Raw genomic sequence first — 20,856 nt, forward strand, 5'->3', positions numbered from 1 at the left:
GGGAAGAGAAATATGGCATATATCATTCGCAGAATTATACTATTTGTCGTCACGATGGTGCTTGTATCTCTAATCACTTTTTCAGTTTTCCAAGTAATGCCGGGCGATCCTATACGCATTATGTTAGGAACAGAAGCGGATGAAACACAAGTAGAAACACTAAAGAAGCAACTTGGATTAGATCAGCCGCTTTACGTTCAATATATGGACTGGGTAAAAGGTTTAGTAACTGGAGATTTAGGAGATTCTATTCGTTTTTCAAGACCTGTAACAGAATTGCTCGCGGACCGGTTGCCGGTCACTATTTCCCTAGCTATAATTACCTTACTTATAGTCGTCATTATTGCAATTCCTCTTGGCATATTCGTTGCTAAAAGACAAAACAAGCTAAGCGATGTTGTTTTGTCTTCCGCAACACAGCTAGGTATGGCAATTCCATCCTTCTGGTTAGGGATGTTATTAATCTTATACTTAGGGATGAATTTTAGCTTCTTCACTATAAGTGGCTACGTTCCTTGGACACAAAGTGTAGTAGGTGCGCTCGGTGCTTTACTGTTACCAGCACTCACGATAGCAATCCCGCAAATAGCCGTTAAATTTCGCTACGTGAGAAATGCAATACTAGAACAACTGCGATTAGATTATGTTCGAACGATTCGAAGTAAAGGTATCACAGAAAAGTTCGTGATGTATAAGCATGTGTTAAGAAATTCAATGATTCCTATATTGACGATTTTCGGTTTAATAACCGCAGAGGTTGTAGCGGGAACCATCATTGTGGAACAAGTATTTTCTTTACCTGGAATCGGTCAGTTACTTATTACTTCCATCAGTTATCGGGATTTCCCACTAGTACAAGGAATCGTTATGTATATCACATTTATTGTTGTTTTAATTAATTTCTTAGTGGATGTTTTATACTCAGTACTAGATCCTCGAATACGGTTAAATTAAGGAGGACTTGAATGAAAACATTAATGAGTCATGCCAAAAATATAAATTTAGTCTTGGGCCTCCTCATATTACTAACTTTTTTTGTTTTAATGGTTTTGAGTTTTTTCTATACACCTTATGATATTAACGTTATGAATGTTGCCAATAAGTTAAAAGGTCCAAGTAGTGAACATTGGTTTGGTACGGATGAATTCGGAAGAGATATTTTTAGTCGAATTATGAAAGGAACCCAAACTGCCTTTTTTGTTGGAACTTTAACTGTTAGCATCGGTGTCATTTTTGGCACGTTAATTGGAGGAGTAGCTGGTTATGTAGGTGGTTGGGTCGATGAGGTATTCATGCGAATTATGGATGCATTAATGGCTTTTCCAGGTATCATCTTGGCACTTATGTTAGTTGCTGTATTTGGACCGGGAATTGTCAATACATCGATTGCTCTCGGCATTATAGCAATTCCTAGCATAGCGAGAATCGCTAGAAGTGGTTTTATCCAGCACAAAGAATTTGAATATGTCTTATCAGCAAAGTTGATAGGTGTGAAGCCTTTTAAAATTATGTTTAGACATATTTTACCGAATGTTTCATCGCCACTAATTGTAGCTGCATCGGTAAGTTTTGGAGTTGCTATGCTAGCCGAAGCGGCACTAAGTTATCTAGGACTAGGTGTTCAGCCTCCTAACCCGAGCTGGGGACGTATGTTAAAAGACTCACAAGCTTATTTAACAAGTTCACCTTGGTACACATATGCTCCAGGTATTTCGATTACTTTTATGGTTTTAGGATTTTATATGCTGAGCAACGCCATAAGAGATATTATGGATCCTCGCTCCAACTAACTAGACAGGACAAACCAGTTTTTAATGATTAAAAACCGGTTTGTCCTGTTCTACATATATCATCAATTAATTAAACTTCCAAAGTCACTGGTGTAAATACATAATTTCCTTTTTCAACTGGTTCCCCAATCGCAACCGGAACACGCGAAGAAAAAATCGGTCCATTCACAACGACCGTATGAAACTCCCCATTCTCTCCACAAGCATCTATGCCAGCGAGTTCGAGTTCCTCTACAATCTCCTTCGTTAATCTTTTTCCAACGTATTTAGCAGGCATCATCGATGTATTTACGACAACAATCCAGGCTTCAAACCCCTCGGCTAGTAACTCGTCCACAACTGATTTTCGTGTCATCTGCCAAAGGGGATGTACAGCTTCAATATTTGACTTCGCGCACGTCTTTTGCACCCACTCCAAGTGTCCTTCTAGATCAATATCGCCAAACACCCCGTGTGTAATGCCTTCTTTCCGGCAAGCATCCATTGCGTTTGTAAACTGATTTTCATATGTACCCCAACTAGCTGCTTTTGTTAATAAAGGTACTCCCAGTCTGTCTACTTGGGCTTGTACCACTTCTAAAGGAAGCGCATGTGACTTAGAAATTTCCCCATCTTCTTCAAACATTGTCAGCACTTTTTTCGGCACCATTCCTAATTGCAATGCCCGGTAGTAAGCAAGAGCTGAATCCTTTCCACCACTCCATGAAGCTACAAAACTTGCATTCTGCATATCCCATTCCCCCTTTACTACTAAGTTACATGATTAATTGATTTATTCCAACCTACAAAGATTTGTGGTGGAACCAAATGGTTGAAATCAATCAGCAATGGAGAGCAACCATAAAAATCCCTTATATGAACTGATTATACATTCTACTCCAACCTGTGTAACAATCATAAGCAACGATTAATAATATACATCTAAAGAAGTACAGAACGATTAGCTTGTACAATCGAGGAGTGGATGTATGTCAGCGATTACGGGAAAGCAATATATAGAAAGGATTGATAAGTTAAAAACGGAAGTATGGATTAATGGGGAACCTGTTAATGGAAATATTTCGGAGCATCCTGCATTCCAAGGGATTATAAAGAGTCAAGCAAATTTGTACGATTTACAACATGATACGTCGTTAAAAGAGACAATGACTTATCCGTCTCCATCTACAGGGGAACTAGTAGGTATGTCTTATTTCCAACCTAAAACGAAAGAAGATTTAGTTAAAAGACGAAATATGATCCAACAGTGGGCGAGAACAAATAATGGGCTGATGGGAAGAAGCCCGGACTATATGAACACAACATTAATGGCGTTCGCATCCTCTTCTGGGCTGTTGAAAGGGAAGAAGAACTGTTTTCCTGAACATTTGCAATCGTTCTATGAATATGCACGTGAACATGATCTATCGATGACACATACTTTTATAGATCCACAAGTGAATAGGACACAATATTATTTTGAGAAAAACAGTGAGCCTATTGTTGCAAATATTGTTGATCGAAACGCAGAAGGGATTATTATAAAAGGGGCTAAATTACTTGCAACCCAAGGGGGAATTACAGACGAAATTTTGGTTCTTTCACCAGGGGGAATGTTGGACGAGGAGGGTGGATTTGCGTTTGCCATCCCAAGTAATAGTAAAGGCTTAAAATTTATTTGTAGGGAATCATTTGTAGGTGGAGAATCCGTGTTTAATTGTCCATTAAGTTCACGTTTTGAGGAAACGGACAGTATCGTTGTGTTTGATGATGTGTTAGTACCGTGGGAACGTATATTTTATTATAATAATTCAGCGGTTGCGAACAGCTTTCAAATAACTAGCTCTTTTCAAGCGTTTGCACTACATCAAGTGATTTCGAGACAAATTATAAAAACAGAATTTATATTAGGTATCGCCCAGTCCATCGTCAATACGATAAATATATCAGAATACAAGCATGTACAAGAAAAGATATCCGAGATTATAGTGGGACTTGAAACGATGAAAGCATTAGTCATTAAATCAGAAGTCGAGGCAAAATTGGATGAATGGGGTTTTATGCGACCAGATAGTACAACATTGCTCGTAGGCATAAATATTTTTCCACGCATCTATCCAAGATTCACTGAAATCATTCAGCTTTTAGGCGCAAGTGGTTTGATGACTATTCCAACCGAACAGGATTTTCAGTCACCTATCCGAAAAGATTTAGACCAATATTTACAATCTAAAGGAGAAAATGCGAGAGAACGTGTCAAACTCTTTCGTCTAGCATGGGATTTAACGATGAGCCCTTTCGGCACACGCCAAACGCTATACGAGCGCTTTTTCTTTGGGGATCCTATAAGACTTTCTGGTCAATTATATCAATCGTACAATAAAGTACCGTACGTCGAGAGGGTGAAGGGAATATTAGAGTGATTCCATTCAAACTAAAAATCCCAACCATTCATAATGGTTGGGACACTTATCACAGGTTGGTCTGCTGATATCAATTACAGCTTATCACGTTTATCTAATGTATCATGACCTAATATATTTTCCTCTAAAGGGTCATTATCCAAAGCTCTATTCTCTAGATTGGGATCCGAAACATTAGTCATTCCATCTGTTCGGTGAATATCTGCTTGTTCGCGACGAACCGTCTCGCTAACTGTTTCTGTATCTTTTACTTTTTTCTTACCTACCACAATTTCCTCATTTACGACAGGGCGTTTGGTCACTTCCACTCGTTCTTCCATGATAGGGATATGAATATTCTCACCATCATCGAACACTTCTCCAGCGGCAGTTTCTGCATCGACAGCGCGTCTTTCAATATACACTTCCTCGCGTTCAACGGGAACCTCAACAGTCTCTTCCTCTTCTACAACGTATTTATCAACGTTTACTTCACCTGATTGGTGGCGTTCTTTGTCAATCGATAAACGCTCTTCATGAAGTTGCAAACGTTCTTCTTGGGCGTTATCCCCAACAAAAGCTGTATCGGTAGACTCGATATTGGTACCCGTATAACCTGATCCCAAGTCGATATGTTGGCGATCGTAAATGGTCCCGTAATCCTTGTCTACGTAAAGAAGAATTGACCCGTCTTTAATCTGACTGTAGTAGCGTTGCGACTCTTCTTCTGTAAAGCCCATGTCGTAAAATGCAGCACGGACAGGTTCATCACCGCTCATAAAGGCAATAAACTTGTCTAACCAGTTTCCATCAGCGGACACGAGATCTACATCCGTCTGACCGCGAACAATTGATAAGGAATCTTTATCGTTAGTCACTACATAAATATCATTTTCGACATAACCTTCGCTTTTTAACTCTTTAATTTTATTCAATACTTCCTGTTCCGTTCTGAATGATCCAACATATTTTTTATCTGCCATTATAGTTTTCCTCCAATGATTTATAGATTTGATATCTTGCTTGTTTTATAGAGTACCCAGCAGCATCTAGGATTAAACAAAAAGGGAAGGGAGTATAGGAAAATTAGGAATATGGATATAACACAGGATATTGAGAAGAATGGGGAAAGGAAGAATTTAAAAGGGAATATAACTTTTCGAAAATTAGGTATGTATTAAAATGAATAAGTAGATATTTCTACTCCAACAAGTAGAAATATCTACTTTTCTATGTTTCCAAATAATATTTATAATCTAAATCTCTCCTATGCGACAACTGTTTGTAAAAGCAACATTAACAATTCTTCCAATGTTTCTGGTAATTGTTCTGGTAATTCAAATGGGTTCATCATTTTCGACCTCCTTCTAAATCTTGTAATCTACTAACAATATAGTCAATCTATTTAACTTTTATACTTGAATTTAGAAAAAAGTTTTAAAAAGTTTCTAATCTCTTAAAACAGAGTCTATTAATACAAAAAACGAGCTAGTACTGAGTTTTTCAGTACTAGCCCGTCTTCATTTATCTGCAAATACTTTTAAATCATTACCAGATGGACTCTGGAATAGTTGAACTCCGAACTCGGGTGCTATGGCAAAAAGATGGTCAAATATATCGGCTTGTACCGTTTCGTACACTGTCCATTGCACACTATTTGTAAAAGCGTATATTTCCAATGGTAGCCCGTGTTCGCTAGGTGCTAACTGTCTTACCATCAAAGTCATTTCCTGATTGATACCAGGGTGATGTTGAATGTAATTGCTAATATACGCTCTAAACACGCCAATATTCGTAAGTGCCCTTCCATTTACCGGACTGCTCTTACTAATTTTGTTCTTTGTATTGAATTCCTCAATTTCACGCTCTTTAGAGACGATATAATCCGAAAGATAATGGATATCTTTAAAGTTATTTATCATCTCCTCTGTACAAAACGTAATACTGTTTGTATCGATAAATAAGGACCGTTTGATCCGTCGTCCTCCAGATTTTTGCATGCCTCGCCAATTGATAAAAGAATCGGATATTAGCGCATAGCTTGGAATCATCGTCACCGTTTTATCGAAATTTTGCACCTTGACTGTAACTAAAGAGATATCAATAATATCCCCGTTTGCCCCGTACTTAGGCATTTCAATCCAGTCTCCAACTTGAACCATATCATTGGTCGATAACTGAATTCCTGCAACAAGTCCTAATAATGAGTCTCTAAAAACTAACATGAATACAGCAGAGAGCGCACCAATTCCACTTAGAAGAATAAGTGGGCTTTTGCCGACTAAGTTTGCGATTATTAAAATAACGCCTATTATTATAACGATAATTTTAACTACTTGAATATATCCTTTAATAGGCTTCGTTTTAGAGATTTCATACGTTTGATAAGTATCATTCATTGCATTTAAAGAGGCACTAATAAGTACCAATCCCATAATGATTAAATATGCCATCGCACCCTTTTCTATCAAATCTTGATAGGATGAAAAAGTGGAGGCAAAGCGGTAAATAATAATTGCAGGAACTATATGGGATAGCTTATGAAAAACTTTTCTTTCCAAAAGCATATTATCCCATTGGAATTTCGTATTATTTACAATTTTAGAGATTATCCTGATTACTACTTTTTTAGTGATAAAATTAGCTACAATACATAAAATTATGATGAAAAGAAGCATGATAACAATGGAAAGATACCCCGCTAAGGTAGGATCCATATTATATTTTAAAAGTTGGTTATTAATGAAAGCCATCTATTTCACTCCACCCGAATGACATAAAAACAAGTATATCAGAATTGACTGTTCTTCACCTTGTTCCATACTCCCAGTCGAAACATGCTAAAATATAGTCAATCAGAACGAGAAAAGATACGTAACAATAATCGAGAAAGGAATACATGATGAACTTTTCGATGAATGAAACAAAAATTAAAAAACTATGCGGCGTTACCGCTTTTAAAAAGGGTAAGGCTTATTTTCAGGCGGATAAAGTTAAACTTCATTCCTTTCCAAAAGACAGCTCGGTAATCGATGCAAGTGTGAAAGCGGGGGACAACTTCGCTGTCATGGTAAAGGCTGCCCCTGGTGGCAAAATAGTAGCTACTTGTACATGCCCACAGGTGAGCTTTGTGCAGACATACTGCCAACATATTGCAGCGGTCATGATCGCTATTGAAGAGAAGCAGCAAGTAGAGGATCATTTGGCAGCCAAAATGCTGGATTTATTCGAAGGTCGAACTTCCACACCTACAGGTAAGCAACTACATTTTGATAAAAGAAAGCCATTTCATGTGGAATTTACATGCCGCCCTGTTTATCAAAGTGAAGGGGAGTATGCATTAGGAATACAGATAAGAATGGGCAGCCACTCTTTGTATTCGGTTTCGCATATAACAAAGTTTTTGAGTGCATTAGAAACTCGAGAACCGTTTGAATATGCTAAGGGTTTGATGTATGTGCCAGAGCTCTACAGTTTTCCAAGAGAAACGGATGAAGTGCTTCAATTTCTTATGAAAAGCCAGCGAATAAAAAGTAAAGCTGCTTTGCAAGATGGACTAATGCTTATTTCTGCTTCCGATTGGGAGCAGCTCCTTCTTTTATTGAAAAAGGCACCGGCCGTTAAATTTATCCACGGTGGACAGATTTATGAAGGGGTCCATATAGGAAAAGAGCTTTCTTTAAGTTTTGCATTTGAGGAAGGAAATAAGTCCGACTATCTGTTAAATGTTAAAGGGCTTGATCAAATCACTGTTTTAAAGGCTTATGGCTATGTGCTTTCAGATGGAGAGCTATATAAGTTTCCTAAAGAAGAATGTGATCGCTTGGCAGAATTGAAAACGATGCTGGATAAGTCAGGAAAACACCAACTCGTCATCTCGGAAAATCAGATAGATCATTTTATGGAGAAAGTAATACCAGGTTTAATGAAGCTCGGGACCGTGGATATGGCGGATTCGATTTCCAAACGATTAGGGGAGACACCCCTTCGTATTAAGATGTTTCTTGACCGAGTGAAGCACCGGTTACTAGTAGGATTGGAGTTTCATTATGGACATTTAATCATTAATCCTTGTGAAGAAACGGAAGGAACATTTTCACATTATCCGGGAATAAGACGTCAGCGTAACAAGGAGCTTCAAATCCTTCGTTTACTGGAGGAAAACTCCTTTACGCAAACAGAAGGTGGATTTTTTTTATATGAAGAGGAAGCAGAGTACCATTTTTTGTATCATGTACTTGGAAGTATGGAAAAATGGGTACAAATTTATGCTTCGACTGCCGTGAAAATGCGTGTCCAAAAAGGATATATTGGTCCGCGGATAAGAGTGGAAGTAAAAGAGCGAACGGATTGGTTGGAGTTTAAGTTTGATCTAAAAGAAATTTCGGAAAAGGAAATCCAGCGACTGATGGCTTCCATAGAAGAAAAACGGAAATTTTACCGCATACCGGGTGGCAACTTAGTTTCACTGGAGACGCCAGAATACCAAGCCTTAGCTAGCTTTATCATTGATATGGGAATTACAGCGGACACGATGGAAGATGAAATTCGAGTTCCGTTAATAAAAGGTATGCAAATGATCGACTCTTTGGACCAAAATGACTTGGTGGAGCCAGGTGAAAAATTTGCAAAGCTGATGAAAAACTTACATGATCCTGAAAACTTAGAATTGGCTGGTCCAATCCCTTTGGAAGAGATCCTTCGAGATTATCAAAAAGTAGGATTCAGGTGGTTCCAACTACTAGCAAAATACAAATTCGGCGGTATCCTTGCCGATGACATGGGACTTGGTAAAACACTGCAAAGTATAGCTTTCATAGAATCTGTGCTTCCTGACATACGTAAGCGCAATTTACCTGTGTTAATCGTATGCCCAGCCTCGCTAATATACAACTGGAGAAATGAGCTAGAAAAGTTCACACCGCATATTCAAGTGCAAGTGATAGATGGCAATAAAACAAAGAGAAGTGAATTGTGGAAACAGGCATATCATGCCGATGTAATAATTACCTCGTATCCAACGCTTAGAATGGATACGGAGCTATACCGAAATCGTCTTTTTCATACGCTGTTTGTAGACGAAGCACAAGCGTTTAAAAACCCTCTAACTAAAACAGCAAAAGCAGTAAAGATGATTCAAGCAGAATATCGCTTTGCCCTTACAGGGACGCCTATAGAGAACGAATTAGACGAGCTCTGGTCTATATTCCACGTTGTGTTTCCTGAGCTATTGCCTGGCAGAAGACCATTTAGCGAATTAAGACGTGAAGATATAGCAAAACGTGTACGCCCATTTATATTACGTAGGATGAAACAAGATGTACTAAAGGAATTACCAAAGAAGACAGAAACGATGCTATATTCCGAATTACAAATGGAGCAAAAAACCTTATACGCAGCTTATTTAGCCGAACTTAAACAGGATGCATTGAAGCATTTGAAAAAAGGCGAACTCCAAAGAAATCGTATACGAATATTGGCCGGGTTAACAAGACTTCGCCAATTATGCTGTCATCCAACTCTTTTTGTAGAAGGTTATAAGGGAAGCTCAGCTAAATTTGAACAATTGATGGAGCTCTTAGAGGAATGCCGCATATCGGGTAGACGTGTGCTCATCTTTTCTCAGTTTACAGAGATGCTAGGAATTATTAGAAGGCAACTCATACGTGAAGGAAAACCTTATTTCTACTTAGATGGACAAACATTATCTGAGGAACGAGTAGAATTATGTGAGCGTTTTAATAAGGGAGAAGGGGATCTATTTCTAATTTCGCTAAAAGCAGGAGGGACTGGACTGAATCTGACAGGAGCAGACACAGTTATTCTTTATGACCTGTGGTGGAATCCCGCAGTGGAGCAACAGGCTGCGGACCGTGCTCACCGAATGGGGCAAGAAAACGAAGTGCATATCATTCGTTTAATAGCAAAGGGCACAATTGAAGAGAAAATCACGCAACTACAACACAAAAAGAAAAGCCTCATTGATGAAGTTATTCACTCGGGACATGATGCACTGACTTCTATGACGGAAGAGGATATTAAAGAGATATTGATGATTGAATAAAAATTTTTAATAGAAGAGTGATCCAAGTTAAGCATTAATCGCTTATCTTGGATTTTTTATATTTAAACAATAAATTTTTGAATGGAATTGGTAGTTTTCTCGAAGTGCCAGTTCCATTTCAACTTTAAATTATCCTTTCTATGGTCTTTAAAATTAAAACTCCATATAAAAGGTTATAAACTATTCCAAAGCCTATAAACACCCTTAAAAAGCGTAATAAGAGTGAAAAGTAATTATACCCAAACGGTCGTTCTGCTGATTTCTTTAATAACTCATAATTTATCTTCTGATTCTATGGATAAATTGTTTCAGAAGTGGGAGTAGGGTGGGGGACTAATTTTCTAATTGAAAATCTTTTTTGTTAATTTAATTTAAAGTATGCAAAACGTATACAAGTATACAAAAAGAAAACATTTTGAATACAATAATGTATACTTGTAAACAAACGCGTGTACATGCCGTTATATAGCTTGTTTACAATATAGTTTACAAGTGTACAAAGTTAGGTTGTTTGTATACAAAAATAGTCTGAATGTTTACAATTCGAATACACCTTTTGTTGGATTGACGGAGCTATGCCAGTACGATAACCTTTAAATGGTAGAACCTATAAATGAAGGGATGATTTGATGAACAGTTCAAGAGTTTGTGCAATCGATGTAGGAAATGATTCAGTTAAAGCTTTATTTGGAAAACTAGATTATGAACTAAACATTCCCAATGTAATTGCAGTATCAACAGAAGACAGACCAGTTATAGGTATTGAGGAATTGAATGATAAGGATCCAATTGAAGGAATTCATATTAAAGTACACTCCCCTGCCTTAAAAGAAAATAATATAATTTATCGTGTTGGTAGCTTAGCAACAAAAAGTGATAATGCAACTGAATTAGACCCTGGTAGCAACAAATCAGAGGAAGATCAAACATTAGTTATGCTATTTGCAACTTTAGCTTTAGATGCAGTTAGAGAAGAAAATTCAACAGTTTTTAAAAAGAATAATAATGTAATTGATGCGAACTATACGCTAGGTACTGGTCTACCACTTCGTGAAGTAAAAGAAGGAAAAGACGTAGGTTATCGTTCGCAGTTGTTAGGATCTGTTCACCAAGTTGAATTTTTAGTAACGCCTAAATACCAAGGGTTAAAAGTAAATATTAAATTTGAAGAAGTTAAAATATATCCAGAAGGATTTGCAGCATATATTAATCTAGTAATGGATAATAATTTAAACATTATTAATAGAGAATTAGTAGACAAAAGTATCCTTATTCAAGATATTGGTGGCCTATCAACTGATGTGGCAGTCATTAAGAATCGTAATGTGGACGACGATAAAGCACAGGGATTCAATCTAGGTGTATCTGAAGCACTAGAATCTATTCGAGAAGAAATTAGATTAAAACATGGTGTGGAATTAGACAGTCGTAGAGATGTTGTAGATATTATCACTAGAAAAAATGATCGAAATCATATTATGGTGAATGGTAGTCGTACAAGTGTTCACGATATTACAGATCGAATTCTTTTAGATTTAGCGAAAAAAGAATATCGTCATTTGCGTAATGTTTGGCAAAAAAATTCCCAAACAGAGATCTGCTATTTCGTAGGTGGCGGGTCCATCGTATTAAAAGATTATATTAAAACGCTAAATAACAACTTAAATGGCTATAATATAGAATTCTTTGAAGACGAAAAAGAGAGTATTTGGATGATGGCAAACGCTTATCATAAATTAATCTCTGATTTTGTCAGAAAGAATACGAAAGAGACAAAAAAAGCTGAGGCAACGGCACAAAAAGTATAAAAATAGGGTGATTTCATGGAAAAGTCGGGGAATCCAAGTATTCAGAGAGGACAGGCTATTACGTTCCGTCTTCCTTCTGATACTCCTGATCACATTTTAAAGCAAATGCAAAAGTTAAAAGAAACAGAGAGAAGAAACTTTTCTAGCAAAATAGCCGAGTTTGTTATGGATGGTGTGAGTAATTCCATATCCAAGGATAGAGAAACAATCACCATTCCAATGCCAAAACAGCTAACGAAAGAACAGCGAAATTGGCTAAAACACGCACATTCAGAAGCAATGCTAGGAAATATAGTCTATCATTTGTTGTCAGATCCTGTTCGGGCAATGTCTATTCTTGCCTCTCTTAACAGCAATGCTTTAGATATCGACCAAGCCCTGTATTTACAAACCGAGCCAACGGAAACTGTAAAAAATGATCTAGATACAAGTCCTTACGCAAATAATTCGACAGAACCAGAAGAGAATCAACAAGAAATTCTTGCTGACGAACTAGAAGATGATTTGATGAATTTTGACTGGGAACAAGTAAAACATGAGCATGCGTCTACTGAAGAAGATTCAGAAGAAAATGTCGAAACCGAAAGCTTAGATGATTTACTTGGGGACTTTCTGTCGAGGATGAATAAGTGACAATACAGTTTATTAAAGAGTAGAATTCGCCTTAAATCAGTAAGAGCTGGTTTAAGGCGAATTTTTTATTGATACTGTTTTGATAATATCTATGATTAGCAAGTGTTTGAAGTAGAGGAAGACAAGTTGGCAGTAGATACTAGTTTAGAAGTAGTGGATGGAAAGTTGATATCCATGGCTAGTGTGGCGAGTGGAGTTAAGGGTAAGGAAAAAGTTGTAAAAGAGTATGATGTAGTTTCTTATCGTCCTGCAAATGGAAAGCACGGTCTCGAAAATCATCATGGAGTAATAAATGAGTGGACAAAGCAAAATATTCCAGAATATAAAGAGAAAGTTGGTAAGTCACCGACAGTTACTCTCTCAGATAGATGGCAGAGTGCCAGGTTCTCAAACAATTTTAAATTGTATTAGAACCTGTACTACAAACTATCAACTCACAACAAGTTCTTTCTCAGTTTCCTCTGTTTCTGCCGGTTCTAGATAAGTAGGGGATAAGGAAGGGAATGTGAATATAAATGTCGTTCCTTCTCCAATTTCACTTTCTACATGAATTGTACCATTCATAGCACGTACGATACTATACACTACCATAATTCCGAGACCTGTTCCCTTACTTCCCTTTGTTGAATAATAGGGCTCACCTAAACGGGTCACTTGTTCAAGTGTCATGCCTGTACCAGTATCTTTAATGAGAATACTTACAGTTGTTGGTGTGCTCTCCGTTTCAACCGTTAATGTGCCCCCATTCGGCATTGCTTCTATTGCATTTTTCATAATATTTACAAGGCACTGATGAAATTTTTGTTTGTCTCCTTCAATCTCCTCTCCCTGTGAAAAAATAGAAACTATTTTGACTGAATTTTGTTTTGCCATTGGTTGTAGCAATTGAACTACCACTTTTAGTTCTTCTTGAACAACTAGGGGTTCCATTGATTTAATTTCTGGATTAGAGAAATTCAAATACTCTTGGATGACTCTTTCAGCAGATTTCAGTTCATTTTTAATAATGGAGAGGTAATGACTATGGTTTTCTTTTGAAATAGCATCATTTTGTAAAAGTTGAACAAAACCAATTGCTACTGTCAACGGATTACGAATTTCATGACTAATAGCTGCACCCATTCGTTCAACAGCCTCCAACCGTTTGGATTTCATCGTGCGTTGGCGCAATTGAATAGACATAATAATTTCTTCAACAATATAAGAAATAATTCCCACTCCAATTGGTTGAATGACTAAAAATATAAACAAAACTTTGATGCTACTATGAGGCAAGTTCCAGATTCCCAGCGTAAAAGTTTGGACAAAACTGAATAGAAATGTTACGCCTACGGAAAAAAGAATCCGCTGCTTGGGAGAGCGTTTTAAAAACCATGGAGAGATTCGCCAAAAGAGAATAGCAAACCCTCCATAATAAAGGACGGTACTCCAAAAACCATAGTCAATTCCCAAAAAACCTCTTACAAGCATAATGAATGCAGCCAAAAAAGGACCTAATCCCATATATAAACTACCGACAATGAACGGAACCTTTCGTAAACCAAAAAGGACATTAATGCCTTCTATTTGATAAGTAAAAATAAAACAGAGTGTTAAACTAATTAGTAAATAGATGATAAAAAGTGTTCGGTAAGACCAAAATTTTTTTGACTTTTCTGCCCATAGAAATCCTGAAAATAGTAATACGATTAACAAGGATAAGTTGAAAAAGAAATATACTGTTAATTCCAAGGTTCAATTCCTCCGATATTATGTATGCAAAAAAGATTCATCTTCTATTTACCTTAGTTTTCTGCCGCTTAAAATGAAACTGGGAGATGGTGCCTTTGCCAATCTCACTTTGAACATCAATTGTTCCCCTCATAGCACGTAAAATACTGTAAGCAACCATCATGCTGAGGCCAGTGCCTTTGGGTCCCTTAGTAGAATAATGTGGTTCTCCTATACGTTTAATCTGTTCTTTACTCAATCCGATTCCTGTATCTTGTATAGAAATAATTATCTTGTTCTGAGTAGCAATCGTCTTTATCGTTAATGCACCACCATAAGGCATGGATTCGATCGAACTTCTAATAATATTAACAAAGCATTGATGGAATTTTGATTTATCTCCTTGGATAGTTTCAGAGGTAGAAAAATCAGTAGAAACCTTTACTGAATGATAATTAGCCAGAGGAAGTAGTAATTTTAATATATGCGTTAGTTCTTTCTGAATATCTAATTCTTCTATTGATTCAATAATTGGTTTAGAAAAGGTCAAGTAATCTTGTATGATACCTTCTGCAGAATCTAATTCATCTTTGATAATGGTGAGATACTTTTTACTATTATTACGATCAAAAGAAAATTGATCGAGGAGCTCGATATATCCAATTGCTGTAGTTAATGGATTTCTAATTTCATGAGATATTGCAGCCCCCATTTGTTCGAGTGCAGCCAACTTCTCTTCGATGACTAGCTGTTGTTGCAACTGTTGATTTTTTTCTCTTATTTCAAAGAAGGCCGAAATCATGGCAACCCCAAGCGGTGGAACTATTGAATAGGCGATGAATATGTCTAGCAATTGATCAGGAGATACTTTATTTAGTGCTATGGTGAATGTGCCAATACTTATCAGTAAAGTAATACCGGTGGAAAAAAGTATTCGTATATTAGAAGTGAGTTTTAAAAACCAAGGAGAAATATACCATATAAAAAGACTAAATACGGTATAAAATGCAACTCCTATAAAGAATCCAATATCTATTCCATGGAATGCTCGAAAGAATATAACCAAAAGTCCTAATATAGGACTGAACCTCAAATAGAGGCCACCCAATAAAAAAGGAATTATCCTTAAATCTAGAACATACCCACTTTGTATGGGGTAAGAAAATAGAGAACATAGTATTAACGAAACAACAAAATAAAATAAGCTTGCTCGTTTATGTAAATGGATACTACCGACCCTCTTATTTAATAGAAAAAAAATAAAAAATAAAATCATTAATAAGGAAAGATTAAATAGAAAATGCATTGTTATAATCCCCAAAATATACATCTCCTGATAATTTTTATAAATTAATAGTAACGGAAGAATGTGGAATATACAATGTTTATCAACGAATATTCAGAAGATTTAAAGAGGATAAACTAATCACATAATCAGAAGGTATTGTTGAACGATTATATAATTTAGATTTAGTATCCCAGCATGAAGAATTATATGACTTTTTTAATGATCACTACAATTACATGAATGAATTTCTCTCTTTTGATTATATTGATATTCAGGAATAAGTTGAGGGGGAACTTACGATGTATTCTTTAAATCGATTAGTTAATGGGAAATCAGATAACTTGTATGAAAAATCTTTGAAGTTTAAAAACAAAGATGTTGGCCTTGTGGGTGGGAAGTGACATACCTAATGGTGAAATTATTGTGTATGTGCCTTATAGCTGTAGCTAATACAAGATAGTAGAATACAGGAGTGAATGTTATGGGGGAAAAAGTCTGAACAAAACTATAAGAAATGCTATTAAGCTTGGAGATATGAAAGAAGTAAAGCGTTTAATAGGCGATAATCCAGAGTCCTTACATACAATGACATCATTTGGAACCTGGCTACATATAGCAGCAAAGAAAGGGCATTTTGAAATAGTAGAATATCTAGTCCATAAAGGATTTGGTTAACGCAAAAGGGAAACTATTATTTGGGGCAAATTATGGCGGACATAAAGAAGTAGTTAAGTTTCTAGTTAAAAAAGGAATAGATATCTCAACTAGATATACTGGCGAAAATATTAAGGATATGAATGCCTATGAATATGCTAGAGAGTTTAGGCAAACAGAAATTGCTGAGTACCTAAAGCAAAGATTGGATGAAAAGGAATAAAATATTTCCCCGGGAATAAGTCTAAAAGTTACGAGTTGAACAGGTTGAATGAAGCAGCATTCACAAAATAAAGATATGTTCGGAGGATTATATGGATAAAAAAGAAAAAGCCATAAAAATCTATGATCTAATTAAAAGTGACGATATAGAACGGGTGAAAGAGATAATTATTTTAGATATAAGCCTGCTTGATTTTGTAACACCTTTTGGAACCTGGCTACATGTTGCGGCTAGAACTGGTAAGCTGGATATGATGACATCCAACATGCTGCCTACTATATTAACAATCATCTCTTGTTTAATAAAAACGGCCAAACATGTTTCAATCCATGGAAAGATGTACAATGGGAGGAATTAAAGGAAGAGTGGCAAAAATTTAAGCCGATAGTTTATAGAAAATCTATACGATAAGTGTTTAGTTCCAGCTGGTTTAATGAATTTATTACACAGGATCATAATTAGAGTGAAAAGGTGACAAAATGAAAAAAAGTGTACATGTTGTTGGAGCGATTATTGAAAATAATCATGGTGAAATCTTATGTGCTTTACGCAGCTCAGAAATGACACTTCCTAACTATTGGGAGTTTCCAGGGGGAAAGATTGAAGTTGGTGAGGCAAAGCAAGAAGCTCTAAAGAGAGAAATTAGAGAAGAGTTGAAGTGTACGATTGAAGTATTTGATAAAATAGAAGATACCTTACATGAATATGAAGAAGTTATTGTAAGGTTAGAAACGTATATGGCAAAAGTTATTTTCGGTAATCCTATCGCAACAGAACATGCTGAAATAAAATGGCTCTCTAGAAATAAATTATTAACGCTTAAGTGGGCACCAGCTGATATACCAGCAGTTGAAAAGCTTGTGGAAACATCTAGTACAAACTAACTTGAACGTAAGTTACAAGGAGTTATTCATTTCTAAACTTGAATGGCTTTTATTGGTTGGAAAATACACATAATTTTCAAGTAAATATTACATATAATTCTTTAAGAGGGTGCTAAATTTGAAAGAAGGAATATACGAGCAACTAATTAATGGGAATATTAACTCTGAACTGAAGAAGCTTTCTTCTGATACATATGCAGTTGATAAAGAAAACTTGGATGTAGAAGAAGCAAAGGTATATCTTGCTTCCTATATTTCGGAAGTGACTAGAAAAGCACTCTCGTATATAAGACAAGATGCAAATACTGACGAAGAAGCACTTTTATTGCAGATCCACACTTGTAATGAGATTATCCAGTTACTTAGTAACAAACTCAAAGATAGTGAGATAGTTAACCTTCAACTAGAAGAGCGTGGAGAAGTGCTTACTTCTGTGTATAAAAAACTTAATAGCGTTAGGGCACTTCGCAGTGTGAAGCCGATACGTCCCATTACTTCAATTTCTCATAGCTCTCTTTTTACAGGTTCTCATTATGAGCCAAATATGCTCGAGGAATTAAAGAAAGAAATTGCTTCCTCGGATGAAATCGAATGGCTTGTTTCCTTTATTAAATGGTCAGGTCTTCGAATTATTCTAAATGATCTTCGTGAATTTACTGAGGAACGAGGTGGGAAACTTCGAATTATTACAACTTCTTATATGGAAGCGACCGACTATAAGGCGCTACAGGAGTTAAGTAAATTACCTAACACTGAAATAAGAGTGTCGTTAGATAAAAAAAGAACTCGTCTTCATGCAAAGGCTTATTTATTTAAAAGAAATACAGGATTTAGCACTGCTTATATCGGCTCTTCAAACTTATCAAATCCAGCTTTAACTTCCGGTTTGGAATGGAACCTAAAAGTCACTGAAAAAGATTCCTTTGATATTCTCCGCAAATTTGAAGCAACCTTCGAAAGCTATTGGAATGATGAGGAATTTAAGTCCTTATCTAACGGAGAAACGAAAAATTGGGAAATGCTATTACATTCATTAACAAAGGACGTAGTGGCAGAAGAAAATGAATCTTATTTCTTCGATATTCAACCGTATCATTATCAAAGAGAAATATTAGATGAGCTTGAAGCGGAGAGAGTAGTTCATGGGTACATGAAAAACCTTGTAGTTGCAGCCACAGGTGTAGGTAAGACCGTTATTTCTGCATTTGACTTTAAGCGTTTTTTGCGTCAGAAACCAGATGCAAAATTATTGTTTATTGCTCACCGAGAAGAAATTTTACGCCAAAGTATGATGACGTTCCGTACGATACTAAAAGATGCAAACTTTGGGGAGATGTTTGTTGGAAAGTATGAACCTAGTTCATTTAATCAATTATTCATGAGTATTCAAAGTTGGAATAGCAAAAAAATGAAAGAGAATACAAAAGAAAACTTTTATGATTTTATTATTGTGGACGAGTTTCATCATGCTACAGCCCCATCCTATCGGATTTTATTGGAATACTATAACCCAACTATTTTACTTGGCTTAACAGCTACACCAGAACGGATGGATAAAGAGAATGTATTTAGCTACTTTGAGGATCGTATTGCTTCTGAAATGAGATTAACAGAAGCAATCGATAGAAAATTACTGAGCCCATTTCATTATTTTTGCGTGACAGACAATGTGGATTTAACAGGCATTAAATGGTCTAGAAAGGGCTATGATATTGGAGAACTAACCAACGTTTACACAGCTAATCATCATAGGAGTGACCTCGTCATTCAAAGCATAAAAAAATATGTTACTTCTCTTAACGAAGTAAAGGGATTAGGTTTCTGCGTGTCAGTAGAGCATGCACTATACATGGCTGATTATTTTAATCAGAAAAACATTCCATCCATTGCACTTCATGGAGAGTCATTGCCCGAAGAAAGACAAACTGCTCAAAGAAAATTGTTGAAGGGTGAAGTGAAGTTTATTTTTGTTGTCGATTTATACAATGAAGGAATCGATATTCCAGAAGTAAATACTGTTTTATTCTTAAGACCAACAGAAAGCTTAACAATTTTTTTACAACAACTTGGACGGGGCTTACGAATTGCTGATGAAAAAGAGTGTTTAACTGTATTGGATTTTGTCGGACAAGCTCATAAAGACTATCCATTTGAAGAAAAATTTCGCGCACTTGTCGGAAGAACCAAGCATTCGATCCAACATTATGTGGAGAATGGATTTTTCCATTTACCTAAAGGCTCTGTTATTCAGATGGAGAAACAGGCAAAAGATTATATATTGAGAAATATTAAAGCAACAAAGATAAACAAGCAAAGAATAATAGAAAAAATGAAGTATTTTGAAAAGGATTCCGGTGAGCCCTTAACATTACAAAACTTTTTACGTTTTCATCAATATACATTGGCCGATTTTTATGGCAATGGTAGAAATCGAACTTTTGAAAGAATGAAAGTGGACGCTGGATTAACAAAAGATTTTACCGCAGAGTATGAAGATCTTGTCATGAAAAGAATTCAAACATTATTTCATCTAGATTCATTAGAATTACTGGAGTTTTATCAAAATTATTTAGAAAGTGGAACGATAGAAACGGAAGAGCAACAACGAATGATCGCTATGCTTTATTATTCATTCTTTAGTGGACCACCGATGAACTTTGGCTTTGGATCTATGCATGAAGGAATACAGACAATTATCGCGAACGATCAACTCAAGAATGAAATTCAACAAGTCCTAGATGTGTGTTTTGAAAACTTACGATTACTTGAGAAAAAATCACCATTTAGTTATGTTTCACCTCTAAGAGTACATGCACACTATACTACGGATCAAGTACTTGCGGCTTTTGGGTATTATAACGAGGAGCGCAACCCAGCATTTCGTGAGGGGGTTAAATATTTTGGAGACGAAAAAACGGACATATTTTTTATTACGTTAAACAAATCAGACAAAGACTTTTCGCCTTCTACACTGTATGAAGACTATGCCATCAATGATCGATTATTTCATTGGCAATCGCAAAGTAGAACCGCTGATACAAGTCCGACAGCTATAAGGTATATACACCATCGCGATACAGGTAATAAAATTGCACTTTTTGTTCGAGAATATAAAGTAGAATCGGGATATACTTCACCATTTATTTTCTTAGGTACAGCTGATTATGTAAGCCACTCAGGAAGTAAGCCAGTGAGTATTATCTGGAAACTTCATGAACCAATGCCAGCATATCTAGTGTCACGTGCTAATAAGAATATTTTATAGATAATTAAAGTAAGACTCTAAAACAACTCCATTGTTTTAGAGTCTTTTATCATTTATAGGAAAATAAAGCGTAACATTAACAAGTATTGGAATATAAGTAGAGATGACATATAATTGAATTATAAAATATTTGAATTTTAAGAATTTAAAAATAGA

At 36.1% G+C, this 20,856-nt stretch carries 14 protein-coding genes and 2 pseudogenes; 11 read left to right on the forward strand and 5 right to left on the reverse strand.

The window, feature by feature from the left end; translation table 11 throughout:
- Positions 1-12: 12 nt before the first annotated feature.
- Positions 13-954, forward strand: coding sequence for an ABC transporter permease (locus tag ACIQ38_RS15910; RefSeq protein WP_402825063.1), 942 nt, complete (start codon positions 13-15; stop codon positions 952-954).
- 11 nt (positions 955-965) lie between these two features.
- Positions 966-1,790: an ABC transporter permease gene (locus ACIQ38_RS15915; protein WP_402825065.1), complete on the forward strand. Its 825-nt coding sequence runs from the start codon at positions 966-968 to the stop codon at positions 1,788-1,790.
- Positions 1,791-1,860: 70 nt separating this feature from the next.
- On the opposite strand, the gene ACIQ38_RS15920 is transcribed toward ACIQ38_RS15915, so the two are convergent.
- Complete coding sequence (locus ACIQ38_RS15920) at positions 1,861-2,520, reverse strand: Dph6-related ATP pyrophosphatase (protein ID WP_402825067.1); 660 nt, start codon at positions 2,518-2,520, stop codon at positions 1,861-1,863.
- A gap of 238 nt (positions 2,521-2,758) precedes the next feature.
- Between ACIQ38_RS15920 and hpaB the strand changes: the two genes are divergently transcribed.
- A complete protein-coding gene (gene hpaB / locus ACIQ38_RS15925; protein WP_402825070.1) occupies positions 2,759-4,192 on the forward strand; it encodes a 4-hydroxyphenylacetate 3-monooxygenase, oxygenase component in 1,434 nt (477 codons plus the stop codon).
- A 74-nt stretch (positions 4,193-4,266) separates the two neighbouring features.
- On the opposite strand, the gene ACIQ38_RS15930 is transcribed toward hpaB, so the two are convergent.
- Both ACIQ38_RS15930 and ACIQ38_RS15935 read right to left on the reverse strand, forming a co-directional pair.
- Positions 4,267-5,154 (reverse strand): YsnF/AvaK domain-containing protein, encoded by an 888-nt coding sequence (locus ACIQ38_RS15930; RefSeq protein WP_402825073.1) that lies wholly within the window; start codon positions 5,152-5,154, stop codon positions 4,267-4,269.
- Positions 5,155-5,691: 537 nt separating this feature from the next.
- On the reverse strand, positions 5,692-6,924 hold the full coding sequence (locus tag ACIQ38_RS15935) for a mechanosensitive ion channel family protein (protein ID WP_402825076.1): 1,233 nt from the start codon (positions 6,922-6,924) through the stop codon (positions 5,692-5,694).
- Positions 6,925-7,085: 161 nt separating this feature from the next.
- On the opposite strand from ACIQ38_RS15935, the gene ACIQ38_RS15940 reads away from it, so the two are divergent.
- The 4 genes from ACIQ38_RS15940 (at position 7,086) to ACIQ38_RS15955 (ending at position 13,087) form a co-directional block, all read left to right on the forward strand.
- On the forward strand, positions 7,086-10,235 hold the full coding sequence (locus ACIQ38_RS15940; protein WP_483880210.1) for a DEAD/DEAH box helicase: 3,150 nt from the start codon (positions 7,086-7,088) through the stop codon (positions 10,233-10,235).
- A 629-nt stretch (positions 10,236-10,864) separates the two neighbouring features.
- Positions 10,865-12,043 carry an Alp7A family actin-like protein gene (locus ACIQ38_RS15945; protein WP_402825079.1) on the forward strand — a complete coding sequence of 393 codons (1,179 nt, stop codon included), beginning with the start codon at positions 10,865-10,867 and terminating at the stop codon, positions 12,041-12,043.
- A gap of 15 nt (positions 12,044-12,058) precedes the next feature.
- On the forward strand, positions 12,059-12,676 hold the full coding sequence (locus ACIQ38_RS15950) for a hypothetical protein (RefSeq protein ID WP_402825081.1): 618 nt from the start codon (positions 12,059-12,061) through the stop codon (positions 12,674-12,676).
- 126 nt (positions 12,677-12,802) lie between these two features.
- A complete protein-coding gene (locus ACIQ38_RS15955; protein ID WP_402825084.1) occupies positions 12,803-13,087 on the forward strand; it encodes a hypothetical protein in 285 nt (94 codons plus the stop codon).
- 18 nt (positions 13,088-13,105) lie between these two features.
- On the opposite strand, the gene ACIQ38_RS15960 is transcribed toward ACIQ38_RS15955, so the two are convergent.
- Positions 13,106-14,407: an ATP-binding protein gene (locus tag ACIQ38_RS15960; protein WP_402825087.1), complete on the reverse strand. Its 1,302-nt coding sequence runs from the start codon at positions 14,405-14,407 to the stop codon at positions 13,106-13,108.
- 37 nt (positions 14,408-14,444) lie between these two features.
- Positions 14,445-15,707, reverse strand: coding sequence for an ATP-binding protein (locus ACIQ38_RS15965; protein ID WP_402825090.1), 1,263 nt, complete (start codon positions 15,705-15,707; stop codon positions 14,445-14,447).
- A 501-nt stretch (positions 15,708-16,208) separates the two neighbouring features.
- Between ACIQ38_RS15965 and ACIQ38_RS15970 the strand changes: the two are divergent.
- The 4 genes and pseudogenes from ACIQ38_RS15970 (at position 16,209) to ACIQ38_RS15985 (ending at position 20,700) form a co-directional block, all read left to right on the forward strand.
- Positions 16,209-16,551: pseudogene (locus ACIQ38_RS15970) on the forward strand (ankyrin repeat domain-containing protein).
- Positions 16,552-16,642: 91 nt separating this feature from the next.
- Positions 16,643-16,807 (forward strand): annotated as a pseudogene (locus ACIQ38_RS15975) (ankyrin repeat domain-containing protein); the annotation flags it as partial.
- Between the two features lie 223 nt (positions 16,808-17,030).
- Entirely contained in the window at positions 17,031-17,435 is a 405-nt protein-coding gene (locus ACIQ38_RS15980; protein WP_402825093.1) for a (deoxy)nucleoside triphosphate pyrophosphohydrolase, read from the forward strand.
- A gap of 118 nt (positions 17,436-17,553) precedes the next feature.
- The gene (locus tag ACIQ38_RS15985) at positions 17,554-20,700 is read left to right on the forward strand and encodes a DEAD/DEAH box helicase (protein WP_402825096.1); all 3,147 of its coding nucleotides are present in this window, start codon (positions 17,554-17,556) and stop codon (positions 20,698-20,700) included.
- Positions 20,701-20,856: the final 156 nt, after the last annotated feature.

Source organism: Psychrobacillus sp. NPDC096389, assembly GCF_044762855.1.
Lineage (GTDB): Bacteria > Bacillota > Bacilli > Bacillales_A > Planococcaceae > Psychrobacillus.